The organism is Nitrobacter sp. TKz-YC02 (genome assembly GCF_049852135.1).
Classification (GTDB): domain Bacteria; phylum Pseudomonadota; class Alphaproteobacteria; order Rhizobiales; family Xanthobacteraceae; genus Nitrobacter; species Nitrobacter vulgaris.
Genome location: NZ_CP180728.1, coordinates 2,640,286 through 2,654,928, shown reverse-complemented (window position 1 = coordinate 2,654,928; position 14,643 = coordinate 2,640,286). Strand labels below are relative to the sequence as shown.

The window sequence follows — 14,643 nt, the reverse complement described above, 5'->3', positions numbered from 1 at the left end:
GTCCGCATGATGGTCACGAACGAGCGCACCATCACCGTGTTCGGCGGGACCGGGTTTCTCGGCAGGCGCATCGTTCGGCATCTCCGTGACTATAGGTTTTCCATTCGCATTGCATCAAGGCATCCTGATCGGGGAGCTAGTGTGTTCGCGTTCGATGATCCGCATCTCCAATCGGTCGAGGCCAACATCCACGATGAACGGTCCGTCGCCGATGCCGTTGTCGGCGCTTATGGTGTGGTGAATGCGGTCAGTCTTTACGTCGAGCACGGACAGGAGACTGAACCGCCCCGGGTTTGCCGGAGGCTATTTCGTTTGAGTCACGCCGCCAGTTTCTGCTCATTGAGCATAGCGTAGTAACGTTCCTCAGCTTCGTCCGGCGGGATGTTGCCGATTGGCTCCAGCAGCCGGCGATTGTTGAACCAGTCGACCCAGGTCAGCGTTGCGAACTCGACGGCTTCGAAACTCCGCCAAGGTCCACGTCTGTGGATGACCTGAGCCTTGTAGAGCCCATTGATCGTTTCGGCGAGCGCATTGTCGTAGCTGTCGCCGACGCTGCCGACGGAAGGCTCGACGCCCGCCTCAGCAAGGCGCTCGGTGTATCGAATACTGACGTATTGCGAACCCCTGTCGGAATGGTGCACCAGGCCACCACGTGCTGGTCGCCGTTCGTGAAGCGCTTGTTCCAGCGCGTCGAGCACGAAGCTTGCATGCGCCGTTCGGGAGACGCGCCAGCCGACGATGCGACGAGCGTAGGCGTCGATCACAAAAGCGACGTAGATGAACCCGCTCCAAGTACTCACATAGGTGAAGTCGGAGAGCCAGAGCATATTGGGCGCCGGCGCATGGAATTGGCGGTTCACATGGTCCTGCGGGCAAGCCGCGGCCTTGTCCTGCATCGTTGTGCGGACTGGTTTGCCGCGGATCACGCCCTGGAGGCCGAGGTCGGCCATCAGGCGCTCGACCGTACAACGCGCGACAGCGACGCCTTCGCGGTTGAGCTGCCGCCAGACCTTCCGTGCGCCGTAGACTTCGAAGTTCTCGGCGAAGACACGTTCGATCTCCGGCTTCAACACCAAATCCCGGTGCGCCCGAACCGATAACTTCGAAGGATCAACCCTCTTGGCGACGTGGTCATGGTAGGTCGAGGGGGCAATCGGCAGAACCTTGCAGATCGGCTCGACCCCATAGACCTCGCGATGATCGTCAATAAACGCGATCATGTCTTTGACCGGCGGTCGAGCTCCGCCTGGGCAAAATACGCGGATGCCTTGCGCAGGATCTCATTGGCTTGCCGGAGTTCACGGTTCTCGCGCTCCAAAGACTTCATCTTGGCGGTCATGTCCGTCGATGCGCCAGGACGCTTGCCGGTGTCGACCTCCGACTTCTTCACCCAGTCGTTCAATGTCTGGCCTGTGCAGCCGATCTTCGCGGCAACCGAGGTAATCGCAGCCCATCGCGACTGATGCTCGTGCTCGTGATCAAGGACCAGTCGGACAGCGCGGTTGCGGACCTCAGGCGGAAACTTGTTAGTCGTCTTACTCATGGTGGCTCCATCCTCTCAAGAGTTGGAGCCTCCGGCAAACCCAGGGCGGTTCAGTAGGTCTGCGTTGATGGTGTGACCGGACACGCCGGGCACGAAAAGCTCGGACCATTGAACGCGCTTGCTGCCAATGGGCGCAGGAGCGCCGCCCCGGCCGGTACTGCCCGCCCGAGCCACCATCACTAGAAATCCCAAGAGTTTGCCGACCGCCCGCCTAATTGCGTGCGACAAATTCCACGCCGCACGTATTTCTGGCCCTCCACACCACGTGGCAATGCTTTGTCGTTCTGAAGCCATCCAATGATAGATCAAATTGGAAAGCGGCAATGTGAAACGTGACTGAATAAAGCCTGGCTCCCCTATCGTGGATATCCACCACCATGCAGGGGTGTACGCCGCAAACACCGTCAAGGTGAAACATCGCGAGCTGATTAATTTCAATGCGGTCAAGGGCTCGACGTTCAATCATTGGAACATCTCCCAAAACTTGATCTAAACCCTCCGAGGCATAAGGAGCGTAGATTAACGCCGTCGAACTGTTTTAAAAGTCAGGCCAGTTGACTCTTTAAACTTGTAAGAAAGCGCCGCGCAATTCCCGCTTGGCCTGTCGGCGAAATTCCTCGTCCCTTCCTGAGGGAAAGCCCGCTTGCTGCCATAGCTCATACGACCGACGCTCGATCTGCTCTTGCGTTGGCTCGCTTGTGCTACCACTGAGGGCGCACGGCCCCACGGGGCTTGAGGTAGAGGGTGGCGGGACCGTAGTCGGCCATGGTCCCCGCGAATAGCCTGCGATGTAGCGGACGAGTTCCGCTAGAGCGGCTGCTCTGTGAGGCTTACCCATTGCTGCGTCTCCGCAGCGTATTATCGGCAAGCGCAATCCATTCGGCGGCGAGCTTTAGCCATGCCTCCTTGTCGATCGCGTGCCTCGCCTGCTCAGCGTGAGCCTGGCACTCGTCTGCTGTCGCGCGGTATCTTTCAACGTTCTGCTCGGACATCCATTTGGGATTGCCCAGGCCGCCCATCGGATCACCGCATGCTCTCGAGGCCCGGTTCGGGACTCTCGTTGTTTTGGAGGTGGGCATACGCGCCCATCTGGTGAAGGTCACGCAATCCCCTCGCCAGCTGGCGAAGGTCGTTTCGTGCCGCTCCGACAGGAAGCTTGCGCGCGCGCCGGAGTGCGTCGGTCGCATGAAGTATGATCGGGGTCTTTGGCGTATCAGTCATTTCGGCGGCCTCAATTCGGGGGACGCAAGCCATTTCTCCAAGCGCGAACCGGCTTCAGCCTCGCTGGCGCGGCACAACAGGAGCTCTCGATATGAGTCGGAAGGGGTTCTGGCGAAATCTTCCCTGAGACGCCTAGCCTGTTCGTTGAGGCGCTCTTGGAAGGTCTTATCGTGCTTGACGCGGATACGCAGGTTCATGACGCTATTCCTTTCCGTAGGAGGAAGGTGGAGCGCAATAAAGCGTTTCGTCATACGAAAAGGATAGTGCAACAGTGTGTATCGAAAATTGACAAAGCGCGAATCATTTTTAAGGGCCGCCGGATTTTTTTCTGCACGTTGATCAGCCGAGAGAATTGGTCTCTTTTTGACCGGACCGAAACGCCTACCGAGAGACCGCCCCTTCGCGCATTTCAATTCGTGGGGCGGTTATAGACCGCAGCCGGCTGCGACTTCTTGTCGAGATGATATGTGATGACTATGATCGTCGCAGGATTTCTGAGTGCGGAGCGGTACCATGTACACTCACATTCTCATTTCCACTGACGGCTCCGAACTGGCGCAGAAAGGTGTCGACCATGGCTTGTCGCTGGCCGACGAAAACGCCAGCAAGGTTACAATCATCACTGTGACGGAGCCATTTCCAGTTCCTTCTATCAGCGCATGGGGTATAGAGGGTATGGAACCGGATCGGCTTAAAGATGCCAACACACGGCATGCACAAGCTATCCTTTCCGCAGCGAAAGCGGCGGCAGAAGAAATGGGACTGACGGTCGAGACACTTCATATCTCGAATGACTCACCGGCCGCAGCTATCGTTGATGCGGCGAAAACGCAGGGGTGCGATCTGATCGTCATGGCCTCGCACGGGTATCGTGGAATCAAGAGGGTCCTTTTGGGCAGCCAGACTGCCGAGGTTGTTGCTACTGCGCATATTCCGGTTCTTGTGGTCCACTAGACCGGCGGCCGGCGACGCACCACCCCGCCGAAAATCGGCGGGGTGGTGGAATGTACAGACTTGCGAGACATCCTTTCTCTTGAGCCTCATAGGCAGGAAGGATGATCGGAATGCACAAGTTTCGGCGAGATGTGGACCACAAGCTGCGGGTGCTCCAGCACGCTGACAAGATTGGCGATGTCGGAAAGGCTTGCCGATATTTCGGCGTCGGTAGAGCCAGTTTCTACCGTTGGCGAACAGCCTATCGGCAGTTCGGTCTGGCAGGTCTCGAGCACCGCAAGACGGCGCCGAAGAACCCTGCCAATCGCACGCCCCCCGAGATCGTCGAGAAGGTGCTGTATCTGCGCAAGACCTACCGGCTCGGGCCAATCCGCATCGTCTGGCATCTGGCACGCTATCACCATCACCATTTCCGACGCCGGGGTCTATCGCATTCTCAGGCGCAATGGTCTCAGCCGACTGCCCGGCGGCACACGGGTCCGCAAGATCCATACCCTGTCCCTACCGCAAACCATATCCGGCTGGTAGTTGATTGAGAATCGGCTGATGCTGTTGCGTGATGTTGGACCTGTGCAGACTGATCTGGCGGATGTTCACGGATCTTTTCCGGTCGCGAGCTACGCTTGAGGCCGAGATTTTGGTCTTGAGGCAACAAATCAATGTGCTTCGGCGAGGGGCGCCTCGCAAGCTTGCTTTCAACCTAATTGGTCGACTGATTTTCGTTAGTCTTTTCCGGTTGTTCCCCCAGACCGGTAGTGCGCTTGCGATCGTTAAGCCGGACACTGTTATAAGATGGCACCGCGCGGGCTTCCGATCGTATTGGCGCTGGAAATCGCGACGCCGCTGCGGCCGACCAACGGTGCCGTTGGAAATTCGCCGCCTGATCCGCGAGATGAGCGTCGCCAACCCGTTGTGGGGAGCGCCGAGAATCCATGGCGAGCTTCTCAAGCTGGGCATCGGTGTCCGGGATCAGCGCCTATGGCACAGAATTGAAGGTATGATTTAAGGAGAGTTCGGTTCTCGTCGATGACGAAGGAACGAACATGACTACGAAGTCTCGCAGCAGGAAAAGTTCTGCCGAACGGGTTGTCAAAGACATTCGCCGCGCCATCCGGCGCCATTTCTCGGCGGAAGATAAAATCCGGATTGTGCTTGATGGCTTGCGCGGTGAAGACAGCATCGCTGAACTGTGCCGCAAGGAAGGGATCGCTCAGAGCCTTTATTACGTCTGGTCGAAGGAGTTCATGGAGGCAGGCAAGCGGCGGCTGGCCGGTGATACGGCGCGAGCTGCGACAAGTGGTGAAGTGCAAGACCTTCGCCGTGAGGCGCATGCCCTGAAGGAGGTGGTTGCCGATCTGACGCTGGAGAACCGTCTGCTCAAAAAAAGCATGATCGCGGATGGGGGCGAAGACGAATGAGATATCCCGCATCCGAAAAGCTTGAGATCATCAGGCTCGTCGAGCAATCGCATCTGCCGGCGAAGAAGACACTCGACAAACTGGGCATTGCACGTCGAAGCTTCTATCGCTGGTATGACCGTTACCTTGAGGGCGGGCCGGAAGCGTTGGAAGATCGTCCTTCCCGGCCAGGTCGCGTGTGGAACCGCATCGATGCCGATATCCAGGGTCAGATCATCGAGATGGCGCTGGAGCAATCCGAACTTTCATCGCGCGAACTGGCAGTGCGCTTTACCGATGAGAAGCGCTACTTCGTCTCCGAAGCCAGTGTCTATCGCCTGCTCAAGGCCCACGATCTCATCACCAGCCCAGCCTTCATTGTGGTCAAGGCGGCTGATGAGTTCAAAGACAAGACGACAGCACCCAACCCGATGTGGCAGACCGACTTCACCTACTTCAAGATCATCGGCTGGGGGTGGTGTATCTGTCCACCGTACTCGATGACTTCTCTCGATATGTCATTGCCTGGAAGCTGTGCTCGACCATGCGCGCCGAGGACGTCACCGATACGCTCGAACTGGCCCTTGCAGCTTCAGGCTGCGACAACACCAAGGTGTTGCACAAGCCCAGACTGCTCAGCGACAATGGTCCCAGTTACATCGCCGCCGAGCTTGCCGAATGGATCGATGCCAACGGCATGAGCCATATCCGCGGCGCACCGCTGCATCCGCAAACCCAAGGCAAGATCGAGCGATGGCATCAAACCCTCAAGAACCGCATCCTGCTCGAGAACTACTTCCTGCCCGGCGATCTCGAGTGTCAGATCGAGGCATTCATCGAGCATTACAATCATCGCCGTTATCACGAGGGCATCGGCAACGTCACACCCGCCGACGTCTACTTCGGACGTGCACAATCCATCATCAAACAGCGTGAAAGGATCAAACGACAGACAATCGAATATCGGCGCTTGCTCCACCGCAAAATCGCCGCTTAACATCAACCAACAAATGAGGCCCGCTCTCCGCTAAATCTCGCCGCTCTTTGCGCCAAATGTTTTGATGACGGACAGTCGCCAAACCATATTTCTATATCGGCTGGATCGACGCTCTTGTCCTTCGCAATTTCCGCCACTCGGGCGGGGAAGGTTTTTTAAAACTCTCGATCGCGCCCTTGGCTTGCGCATGATGGCGCGGACGAGCGGAGAGTTTGCGATAGCCCATGCCTCGCAGCTCCCGGCTCAGAGTCTGCCTGGAGACTGTGACCCTGAACTCCTCATACAGCAACTGGCAGAGATCGACGATGCGCCAACGGACAACGCCGTGAATAGCAGGGATCGGCCCGCTTTCGATCACGGCAGCCAACGCCTGACGATGCTCGTCCTCGAGCCGGGACGGCTGACCGGGCGCCTTGCGATCGAAAAGGCCGTCCGGGCCGAGTGCGTTGAACTTCATCACCCAGTCGCGAACAATTTGTACCCCAACTCCGCCGATCCTGGCGGCTTCCGTCCGCGTCGCACGGTCGTAGATCGCGGCCAGAGCCAGAAGTCGCCGCGCCTGCGGCCCGTCTTTCGACCGCTTGGCAGCGGACCGTGTCGTCTGCGCGTTGAAATCAGCTCGCAGTGGCAGGGGCGACATGGCGAACCTCCCTCGTTCGCCATGTTGAATCAGCCCGCCGCTGATTTGAAAGCCCCACAGAGTCACGCTCTCCGAGATTTGGTATAACCCCCTGAGGAACTATTAAGGGCTTCCCAGAGACTGATATATATAAATTTATACAACGTTGGCTGTTAGCGGTTTGCTACATATATTCTGGCAGAATATATGTAGTCAGCCCGAAGCGCCGGGCGGAAGGACGATCAAGCCAGGCCCGTCGGACAGGCGGGCCGTCGTGTTTTGGATGCCTAACCATGAGCCGCTCGAACCGCACTGACCATATCCGCCTCACCTCCCATCCGGAGCCCGGCGCGAAGCACGCATTCCCAATTCATTGGGGTGCAGCAAATGCGCGGTCGCGCGGACCCGTCATCGGCACGGTGTCTCGTCCGCAGGATCGCAACGTGATCGGCAGCCATGGCGGCTCCTACGCGGTGTATCGCGCGCTCGCGGTTTCCGCCGGCGCACTCGATCCGATCAGGCGTCCCGATCTCACCAACACCTTCCCGGCTGCGACCATCGGACCGTTTCCGCAATGGAGCGAGCCTGCGTGCATTGTCGCGCTCGACCCGTGGGGGCATCTGGCCGCGGAAAATTTTCGTGCCGAGATCGCCGAGGGGGTCGACATCAGGCCGAGCATCGCGGTGACGCGTGCGCGGCTCGATTTGCCCGAGATCCGGTCCGCACTCGCGGCCAAACGGTTGAGCTCGGACGGCAACGTCGTGCACGCCAACGGCGGCGTCTCGGTGGTGAAGATTGCCATCGACCCCGTCTGGTACCTGCCTAGCGTGGCCGAGCGATTTGGCACAAGCGAGACCAATCTGCGGCGCACGCTATTCGAGCAGACCGCAGGCATGTTTCCGGAACTGGTGACACGTTCGGACATGCAGGTGTTCTTGCCGCCGATCGGCGGCACCACCGTCTATCTGTTCGGCGACGTGTCGAAGCTTCCCGATCATCGCACCAGGATCACCTGCCGCGTTCACGACGAATGCAATGGCTCTGACGTGTTCGGCTCCGACATCTGTACCTGCCGTCCCTATCTCATTCACGGCATCGAGGAATGCGCGCGCGGCGCGCAGGCGGGCGAGCTTGGCATCATCGTCTACAACCGCAAGGAAGGGCGAGCGCTCGGCGAGGTCACGAAATTCCTGGTCTACAATGCCCGAAAGCGCCAGGAGGAGGGCGACGCGGCGGCGGCGTATTTCGAGCGCACCGAATGCGTGGCCGGTGTGCAGGATGCACGCTTCCAGCAATTGATGCCCGATGTGATCCACTGGCTCGGATTGAGGCGCATCGATCGCTTCCTGTCGATGAGCGACATGAAATACGACGCGCTGAAGGGGCAGGGCATCGATATCGTCGAGCGCGTGCCGATCCCGGACGAATTGATTCCGGCGGATGCGCATGTCGAGATCGCGGCAAAAAAGGCGGCAGGTTACTATTCGCCCGATGCGCCGACCGCGCAGGATCTGACGGATGCCCTCGGACGCTCGCTGGAAAAGTATTGAACCCGTGACAGCGCAGGCGACGGCGACAGAGCAGGAGGCGCTTTCGCTTCTCACCGCTCAGGCGGTGCGCTCAGGCGCAAGGCAGATGCTCGAGCTCGGTGTGCGCGACGGCCTTGCGCATTTCACGATTGGCATCGATCGTCTGGAGAACGTTGCGGACGCCGTCCTCGCGGTCATGCGCAGATCCTATCCTTCGCTCAAAATTCCGTTTCACGCGCGGTGGCGGCACTTCGTCCTTGGCGGCGTCGATCGCTGGGCCGCTCATGCGGAATCGGTCTCCTGGAGCGATCGCGCGGCGCGCGGACGCGCCGAATTCGATCTTGCCATCGTCAGCGTGCTTCTGGATGCGGGCGCCGGAACCATGTGGAGATATCGGGACCGAATGTCTGGACAAGGCATCGGCCGCTCCGAAGGACTTGCGCTCGCAAGCCTCGACATGTTCGCAAGCGGCGCTTTCTCCAGCGATGCGCGTGACCCCTTCAGGGTCGATGCCGATGTGATTGCGAAATTTCCGTTGGCGCTGCTGCAGGATGGTTTTCAGGTCGCCGACGCCAACCCGCTGGTCGGGTTTGATGGCCGCGCCGATCTTTTGCGGAATCTCGGCCGGCTGGTGTCCGAGCGACCGCAGGTCTTTGCATCGCATGACCGGCCGCGCCCGGGAGGACTGTTCGATCATCTCGCAGCGAAAGCGAAAGACGGCGCTATCGCGGCGCCGACAATCCTCTTCGAAGTGCTGGTGCAACTCGGCCCGATCTGGCCGTCGCGGCTCGAGCTCGCCGGCATTCCGCTCGGCGATTGCTGGCGCCACCCCTCGATCAGGGCTGCTGGAGCGACTGACGGTCTCGTGCCGTTGCACAAACTTTCGCAGTGGCTGACCTATTCCCTGATCGAACCGCTCGAGCGTGCCGGCATCGGGGTGACTGACATCGACGGCCTTACGGGACTCGCCGAATATCGCAACGGCGGCCTGTTCATCGACCATGACGTCCTTCGCCTGCGTCATCCGGAGGACGCCGATCGCTCGCACGATATCGGCTCGCCCCTTGTCGTGGAGTGGCGCGCGCTGACGGTTGCGCTGCTCGATCTGCTGGCGGAACGAATACGTTCGCGCCTTGGCCGCAGTCGGGTGTCGTTGCCGCTTGCAAGCCTGCTGGAAGGCGGCACTTGGGCGGCTGGCCGCGCCGCCGCCTTTGAGACGCGTGCCGATGGCGCGCCACCAATCAAGGTCGTCAGCGACGGCACTGTCTTCTAGTACGAATTTGAGATCATGATCCGGCTCTGGCCTGGTCATGATTGCCAATAAAGGAGCTATTCGCCATGGAAGGCGTTACCATCGTCGATCATCCTCTGGTCCAGCACAAGCTCACGCTCATTCGGGACAAATCGATCTCCACCAAGTCGTTCCGTGAACTGCTCAAGGAGATCGGGATGCTGCTCTGCTACGAGGTCACTCGCGACCTTCCGCTGGCCGAGGTCATCGTCGAGACGCCGCTGGTGCGCATGCAATCTGCAAAAATTGCCGGCAAGAAGCTGGTGTTCGTTCCGGTGTTGCGTGCCGGCGTGACCTTCGTTGACGGCATGATGGACCTGGTGCCGACCGCACGCGTCGCGCATATCGGGCTTTACCGCGAGCCGCGCACCTTCGCTGCCGTCGAGTATTTCTTCAAATCACCCTCCGACCTCGGCGAGCGACTCGCGATCGTGGTGACGCCGGTGGTCGCGACCGCGAACACCGCGGTTGCCGCGGTCGACCGGCTGAAGGAACGCGGCGCCAAGGACATTCGCCTCGTGTGTCTGATCGCCGCGCCCGAGGGCCTCGAACGGATTCGCGGTTTGCATCCGGATGTTTCGGTATGGACGGCTGCCCTGGACGAGGGTCTTGACGAGCACGGCTTCATCCTGCCGGGCCTGGGTGACGCCGGCGACCGGGCTTACGGCACAAGGTAAAACAGCCATCCACGCGTAATAAGCGGGCTGATTACCCTGATAAATTCTGACCTTTACCTGCTACTCCGAAGGATTTTCCCTGTTAGCTGAGTAGGTCAAATGACGAGGAAGTTGCTTCATCAAGAAACGCCATCAGGACGACGCTTCCTCCGTGGCTGTGACAAAGAGCGATGCGCTTTGTTTTAGGTGGCTTAGGAGGAAGCTTGGCGACGAATTCGGTGAATTCTTTCGCTCCGCGTTCACGCGCGCTGACCGTGTTTCGGCCTGACCATGTGAAACGACGATAACAAGCTGCTTCGCCAGCAAACTCCATCAGCTTCTCTACAAAGAAAGTGTCCCTTTGCCCGTACGTGCCGTCGCGCGCCCAAGTGCCATGAACAAAGATTAGTTCAAAAGATGTTGGAGCTGGTGACGTCATCAAGCGCCTCGCGAGCACAGTAGCATGGGCGATCGCAAAGATTGAGGCGGTCGCCCGACATGAGCCGAGCGACCACCCTGCAATTTAAGCCGCGGACGGACGGCTGTGTGTACCGAAAACTTAAACACGGGCGTAGCGGTAATGCAGCCCGCCCAGGATGGCGCGTGAACTGATCACACCGGTTCGCTGAACCGGGCGAGAAACCGGCGCATCCTTGTCCAAAGATCGATGCGTTCTGACACGGTTGTAATATTTGGGATAAGACTTGAGTATCCGGCGCAGATGCACCTCGCCCAGGACAATGATGTGGTCCACACACTCACGCCGGATCGATCCGATCAGCCGTTCGGCAAAGCCATTTTGCCAAGGTGAAGCTGCTGCGGTGGGCTTGTCTCGGATGCCCATGGCGCGCAATTGGCGGGTGACGACCGCGCCATAGATTTGATCCCGATCGCGGATCAGGTATTTTGGGGCATCATCCCAAGGGAAGGCCTCCGTGATCTGACGCGCAATCCACTCCGCCGTGGGGTTTGTTGTGACGTTGATCCAGACGAGGTCTCTGCGATCGAGCCGGACGATGACGAAGGCATAGAGCAGGTCGAAACCGATCGTCGGGACAACGAACAAGTCCATACGGCAATATCCGGCGCGTGATTACGCAGAAAAAGTCCGCTACCCTTGGCTTGGCGGTCCTCGCCGTTTGACCATGTACTTGGCGACGCTTGATTGCGCGACCTCAAACCCGAGCTTGAGCAGTTCGCCGTGGATGCGGGGCGCGCCCCAAAGCGGATTTTCGACGCTCATCCGCCGGATCAATACGCGTAGCTCCGCGTCGATCCGCGGGCGCCCTCCCTGCGGGCGCGACTTCCAACGCCAATAGCGGCGAAAGCCAGCCCGATGCCAACGCACCAGCGTCTCGGGCCGGATGATGGTGAGAACCTGCAGGATTGACGGAAACCAGCGATACAGCTGGACAAAGAACCAGCGATCGCTGTTTGCGAGTCGAACACGGCCCCGCGACTTGCGCCGCAAAACAATCAACTGATGTCGAAGCGCGCCGCGTTCTCAGCTTCAAGCCGCAACTTCGACTTGAATGGCGAGGTCAGGACGGCCAAAGCGAAACAGAGCAGCCCGATCATTCCGCCAGTTTAGGCGATTCCGTCACATCATCAACTCGGATAAAGTTTTCGGTACACACAGCGGGCAGGTGCACAGCATAGCGTCTCAATGTGCGGTAGATTGGATTGGTTCAGGACGGGCAGGAGCAGAATCAACTCCGGTTGGTTTGCTGCTATCTCTCACGGGCGGTCTCGCTTCGATCCCAGCTGTCGCGCGCTTGCGGAGCTCTGCTGCTGCGATCTCTCCGGCTCGCAAGAGTGATTCCAAGGTTCGACCACCCTTCCGTGCGCATCTGATAATTCGATGAGCGATGTGTCGCCGAGCTCGGCGTTTTTCAGTGCTAGGAATATTGGCACAGGCTCGTTCGAGCGCGATTTCCATGTTTGAAAGCGTTTGCGGGTCCAAATCTGAGTTCATAACGACCCTCCCAGCAGCTCCTTCAACGCCGCAAACTTGCGTCGAAAGCCGACTGGGGGCTTCCGCCACCCTTGCAATTTTGGCAATCCTCGAACCCTCGAAAAGTTCCAAGCAAGTTGGGGTGGCCGTCCTGGCCTCGCCATTCAGTCGAAGTTGCGGCTTGAAGCTTAGAATGCGGTGCTTCGACATCAGCCCGATCATGCCACCAGATTAGGCGATTCCGTCACATCATCAACTCGGATGAGGTTTTCGGCACACACAGCCCGTGAGCTTGGGCTGTCTCGTCGCCATGAACGCGGGCGATGGCGCAATAACCGAGCGGAGAACTCGCATCAACCGACCCGACGACGGGAGCGCAAGATGCAGGGGTTCAAGAGTGCGGGATCAGCCCAACGATTTCTGTCCGTCCACGCCGCCACCTACAACACCTTCAACGTCCAGCGTCACCTTATCTCAGCGAAGACACACCGGGCATTCCGAGCCTCGGCCATGCAGACGTGGCGCGAGGTGACTGCTGCGGCGTGATCGCGATTGAATGCTGGATTTGTCGCACCTATCACCCGCTAACGTGACAAAGCCAATACCAGCGCAATCGCACCGGCGCAGACGGTCCGGGCCTCAATCGTGCGCGGTGAAATGGCCGTGCCGCGCATCCGCGGTCAACCGTGCAAATTCCCCGCGGCCCAGATGGATGAGCGTGGCGTGATCGCCGCCCTCTATGTAAATCTCGCGCTGCGCCTCGATGCTGTCGTCGACGATGACATCGAGCCCGTAGCACTCGCCAACCGGTGGAACGGCCCCACGTTCGCAGTCGCAAAACAGCTGCGCGATCTCGTCTTCACTCGCTAGAGCGACCTTGTCACCGAGCAGCATTTCCAAAGTCGACAGGCGGATGTGGTGCGAGGCCGGAAGGATCGCCAGCAGGTAGCCGCCGTTGCGGCGCAGCACGACGCCCTTGGCCAGATAGTCACCCGGCACGTTGCAGGCTTCGGCGGTGCGCGTCGACGACATAGTGGGATCGTGTGAGATCTGCTCGTAGGTGACGGTTTGATCAAGGTATTTCTGCAGGGTCGGAGCGATGGTCATGTCGGTTCCTCCATTGCAATGGGCAATCCGCACACCGGGAGGAACTCGCGCCGTCGCCTCACGATGCGGGCGATTGTAGCTTGGCTGAGGATACGCCTGTCGGGAGCCCGCGACAATGCGCGGATTTCGTCGGCCAATCATCCTTCGGCCAGGTTTCCTTATCGCAAATCGAATCCGGGTATATTGATGATGCAATCCGCCCAGAATCGGGCGACAGAGAATGCGTCCCGCTGTCTCGGCGGCACGTGACATCGGCGCGTCCTTGTTCAATGACAAATTGGGGGCGCGTGCCGTTGTAATAGCTCATGTACGAGAGCACGGCTCTAGCTTCGGCGCGGCGCTAGGAACCTTATTGTTTTGCAACTGGGTGCTGATCCAGCTCTCGGCCTTCGGCATGGGGCTGGCCGCGGTCGGTGTCGGACTTCTGATTGCGAACATGTTCGGAGGACCCAGAAGATGCCACTGAGCACGCGACGGTCATTTACACGCCTAACCCCGCGCGGTTTGTTTGGCAGCATCGGTTTGATAGCGGTCCATTCGTAGTCGCTGAGTTTGTAGCGCATGATTCGATGCTCCAGTTTCGGAGCTTGAATCACGTCTAGGACAGCGCCACCAACCCGCAATGGCCGGTCTCGGTCCTTCTAATGCTCTGAATTCCCTTCCGCTTCCGGCGGCATAGCGGACATCGCCGGACTTGCTGCTGGCCCGGCCCCGTCGCGAATGACCCATCTCGGAAGTTTGCCCTAGTCCAGCAGCGGCCCGATATGCTTTGATGCGTGGGGCTGGAACTGAGACGCATGGGTGGCCTCATGTACTTAGTCATTCGAAAGTACACCAAGGTTCGTTCGGTTGCGGATGCTGCCCGCCGCGCCAAAAGCGGCATCGGTCAGATCCTAAGGGAATCACACGGATTCAGATCTTATTATGTACTGGATGGGGGCGAAGGCGTCGGTGTCGCTGTGATGATATTCGAGGACCGCGAAAGCGCCATTGCGGCGAACGATAAAGTATTGAAGTTTGTTCAAGCAAGCCTGCTTGACCTTGATCTTGGAGACCCGGAAATCATCGCCGGGGAAGTTTTGGTGGAGATGAATATAGAATCGATGCGTAATTGTTCGTAAAGGGGTACTCATCCGCTACGAGCACAAGCGAGGCGTCAGGCGCGGCCGTAGCGTTCGCCAACAAGAAAAGTAGTGTTCACTTTGAACTTTGTGCGTGAACGCAAGGTCTTCGCTCAGAACTATCCAGAGGAGTGCACGCGCGATGTCGAGTTCTGGCCCATCGCGTCATTTCGCTGCGCTGCGGACCTTAGTCGCGATCGTGGCATAGCGGACATTGAGTAAGCTTCCCGCAACTGCAACCACGGATTTTCTCG

14 protein-coding genes, 5 pseudogenes and 1 other annotated feature are annotated in these 14,643 nt (G+C 59.0%); of the genes and pseudogenes, 9 read left to right on the top strand and 10 right to left on the bottom strand.

Annotated elements, in window-relative coordinates; genetic code table 11:
* Positions 1-6 precede the first annotated feature (6 nt).
* Complete coding sequence (locus tag ACM561_RS12640) at positions 7-354, top strand: SDR family oxidoreductase (protein WP_425905462.1); 348 nt, start codon at positions 7-9, stop codon at positions 352-354.
* On the opposite strand, the gene ACM561_RS12635 is transcribed toward ACM561_RS12640, so the two are convergent.
* The 4 genes from ACM561_RS12635 to ACM561_RS12620 all read right to left on the bottom strand — a co-directional run bounded on the left by ACM561_RS12635 (position 318) and on the right by ACM561_RS12620 (position 2,764).
* A protein-coding gene (locus ACM561_RS12635; RefSeq protein ID WP_425905460.1) for an IS3 family transposase occupies positions 318-1,543 on the bottom strand; the annotation gives its coding sequence in 2 pieces (ribosomal slippage) (positions 318-1,255 and positions 1,255-1,543; 1,227 coding nt in all). The two genes, ACM561_RS12640 and ACM561_RS12635, sit on opposite strands and share 37 nt — an antisense overlap.
* Positions 1,146-1,262, bottom strand: a sequence feature (AL1L pseudoknot). Its footprint overlaps the gene before it by 117 nt.
* Positions 1,544-2,105: 562 nt before the next feature.
* Positions 2,106-2,381: a DUF2934 domain-containing protein gene (locus ACM561_RS12630; RefSeq protein ID WP_425905458.1), complete on the bottom strand. Its 276-nt coding sequence runs from the start codon at positions 2,379-2,381 to the stop codon at positions 2,106-2,108.
* A complete protein-coding gene (locus tag ACM561_RS12625; protein WP_425905457.1) occupies positions 2,374-2,562 on the bottom strand; it encodes a hypothetical protein in 189 nt (62 codons plus the stop codon). Before ACM561_RS12625 ends, ACM561_RS12630 begins: the two co-directional genes overlap by 8 nt.
* A 4-nt stretch (positions 2,563-2,566) precedes the next feature.
* A complete protein-coding gene (locus ACM561_RS12620) occupies positions 2,567-2,764 on the bottom strand; it encodes a hypothetical protein (protein ID WP_425905455.1) in 198 nt (65 codons plus the stop codon).
* Positions 2,765-3,277: 513 nt separating this feature from the next.
* On the opposite strand from ACM561_RS12620, the gene ACM561_RS12615 reads away from it, so the two are divergent.
* The 3 genes and pseudogenes from ACM561_RS12615 (at position 3,278) to ACM561_RS12605 (ending at position 6,112) form a co-directional block, all read left to right on the top strand.
* Positions 3,278-3,718 carry a universal stress protein gene (locus ACM561_RS12615; protein ID WP_425905454.1) on the top strand — a complete coding sequence of 147 codons (441 nt, stop codon included), beginning with the start codon at positions 3,278-3,280 and terminating at the stop codon, positions 3,716-3,718.
* Between the two features lie 110 nt (positions 3,719-3,828).
* A pseudogene (locus ACM561_RS12610) lies at positions 3,829-4,240 on the top strand (helix-turn-helix domain-containing protein); the annotation flags it as partial.
* Between the two features lie 521 nt (positions 4,241-4,761).
* Positions 4,762-6,112, top strand: a pseudogene (locus ACM561_RS12605) (IS3 family transposase).
* Positions 6,113-6,186: 74 nt separating this feature from the next.
* Here ACM561_RS12605 and ACM561_RS12600 read toward each other — a convergent pair.
* Positions 6,187-6,752, bottom strand: a pseudogene (locus ACM561_RS12600) (winged helix-turn-helix domain-containing protein); the annotation flags it as partial.
* 272 nt (positions 6,753-7,024) lie between these two features.
* On the opposite strand from ACM561_RS12600, the gene ACM561_RS12595 reads away from it, so the two are divergent.
* The 3 genes from ACM561_RS12595 (at position 7,025) to upp (ending at position 10,228) form a co-directional block, all read left to right on the top strand.
* The gene (locus ACM561_RS12595; protein ID WP_425905452.1) at positions 7,025-8,281 is read left to right on the top strand and encodes a GTP cyclohydrolase II; all 1,257 of its coding nucleotides are present in this window, start codon (positions 7,025-7,027) and stop codon (positions 8,279-8,281) included.
* Positions 8,250-9,533 carry a URC4/urg3 family protein gene (locus ACM561_RS12590; RefSeq protein ID WP_425905450.1) on the top strand — a complete coding sequence of 428 codons (1,284 nt, stop codon included), beginning with the start codon at positions 8,250-8,252 and terminating at the stop codon, positions 9,531-9,533. Before ACM561_RS12595 ends, ACM561_RS12590 begins: the two co-directional genes overlap by 32 nt.
* Before the next feature lie 65 nt (positions 9,534-9,598).
* Complete coding sequence (upp, locus tag ACM561_RS12585; RefSeq protein WP_425905449.1) at positions 9,599-10,228, top strand: uracil phosphoribosyltransferase; 630 nt, start codon at positions 9,599-9,601, stop codon at positions 10,226-10,228.
* An 82-nt stretch (positions 10,229-10,310) separates the two neighbouring features.
* On the opposite strand, the gene ACM561_RS12580 is transcribed toward upp, so the two are convergent.
* From ACM561_RS12580 to ACM561_RS12570, 3 genes are all read right to left on the bottom strand, one after another.
* Positions 10,311-10,646 (bottom strand): alpha/beta hydrolase, encoded by a 336-nt coding sequence (locus ACM561_RS12580; RefSeq protein WP_425905447.1) that lies wholly within the window; start codon positions 10,644-10,646, stop codon positions 10,311-10,313.
* A 120-nt stretch (positions 10,647-10,766) separates the two neighbouring features.
* Positions 10,767-11,279 carry an integrase core domain-containing protein gene (locus ACM561_RS12575; RefSeq protein WP_425905445.1) on the bottom strand — a complete coding sequence of 171 codons (513 nt, stop codon included), beginning with the start codon at positions 11,277-11,279 and terminating at the stop codon, positions 10,767-10,769.
* Between the two features lie 39 nt (positions 11,280-11,318).
* Positions 11,319-11,678 (bottom strand): hypothetical protein, encoded by a 360-nt coding sequence (locus ACM561_RS12570; protein WP_425905391.1) that lies wholly within the window; start codon positions 11,676-11,678, stop codon positions 11,319-11,321.
* Positions 11,679-12,446: 768 nt separating this feature from the next.
* On the opposite strand from ACM561_RS12570, the pseudogene ACM561_RS12565 reads away from it, so the two are divergent.
* Positions 12,447-12,707, top strand: a pseudogene (locus ACM561_RS12565) (DDE-type integrase/transposase/recombinase); the annotation flags it as partial.
* A gap of 93 nt (positions 12,708-12,800) precedes the next feature.
* Here ACM561_RS12565 and ACM561_RS12560 read toward each other — a convergent pair.
* Both ACM561_RS12560 and ACM561_RS12555 read right to left on the bottom strand, forming a co-directional pair.
* Positions 12,801-13,268 (bottom strand): aminoacyl-tRNA deacylase, encoded by a 468-nt coding sequence (locus ACM561_RS12560; RefSeq protein ID WP_425905443.1) that lies wholly within the window; start codon positions 13,266-13,268, stop codon positions 12,801-12,803.
* A gap of 437 nt (positions 13,269-13,705) precedes the next feature.
* Positions 13,706-13,831, bottom strand: a pseudogene (locus ACM561_RS12555) (transposase); the annotation flags it as partial.
* 246 nt (positions 13,832-14,077) lie between these two features.
* Here ACM561_RS12555 and ACM561_RS12550 point away from each other — a divergent pair.
* Positions 14,078-14,389, top strand: coding sequence for a hypothetical protein (locus tag ACM561_RS12550; protein ID WP_425909740.1), 312 nt, complete (start codon positions 14,078-14,080; stop codon positions 14,387-14,389).
* The last annotated feature ends 254 nt before the right edge of the window (positions 14,390-14,643 follow it).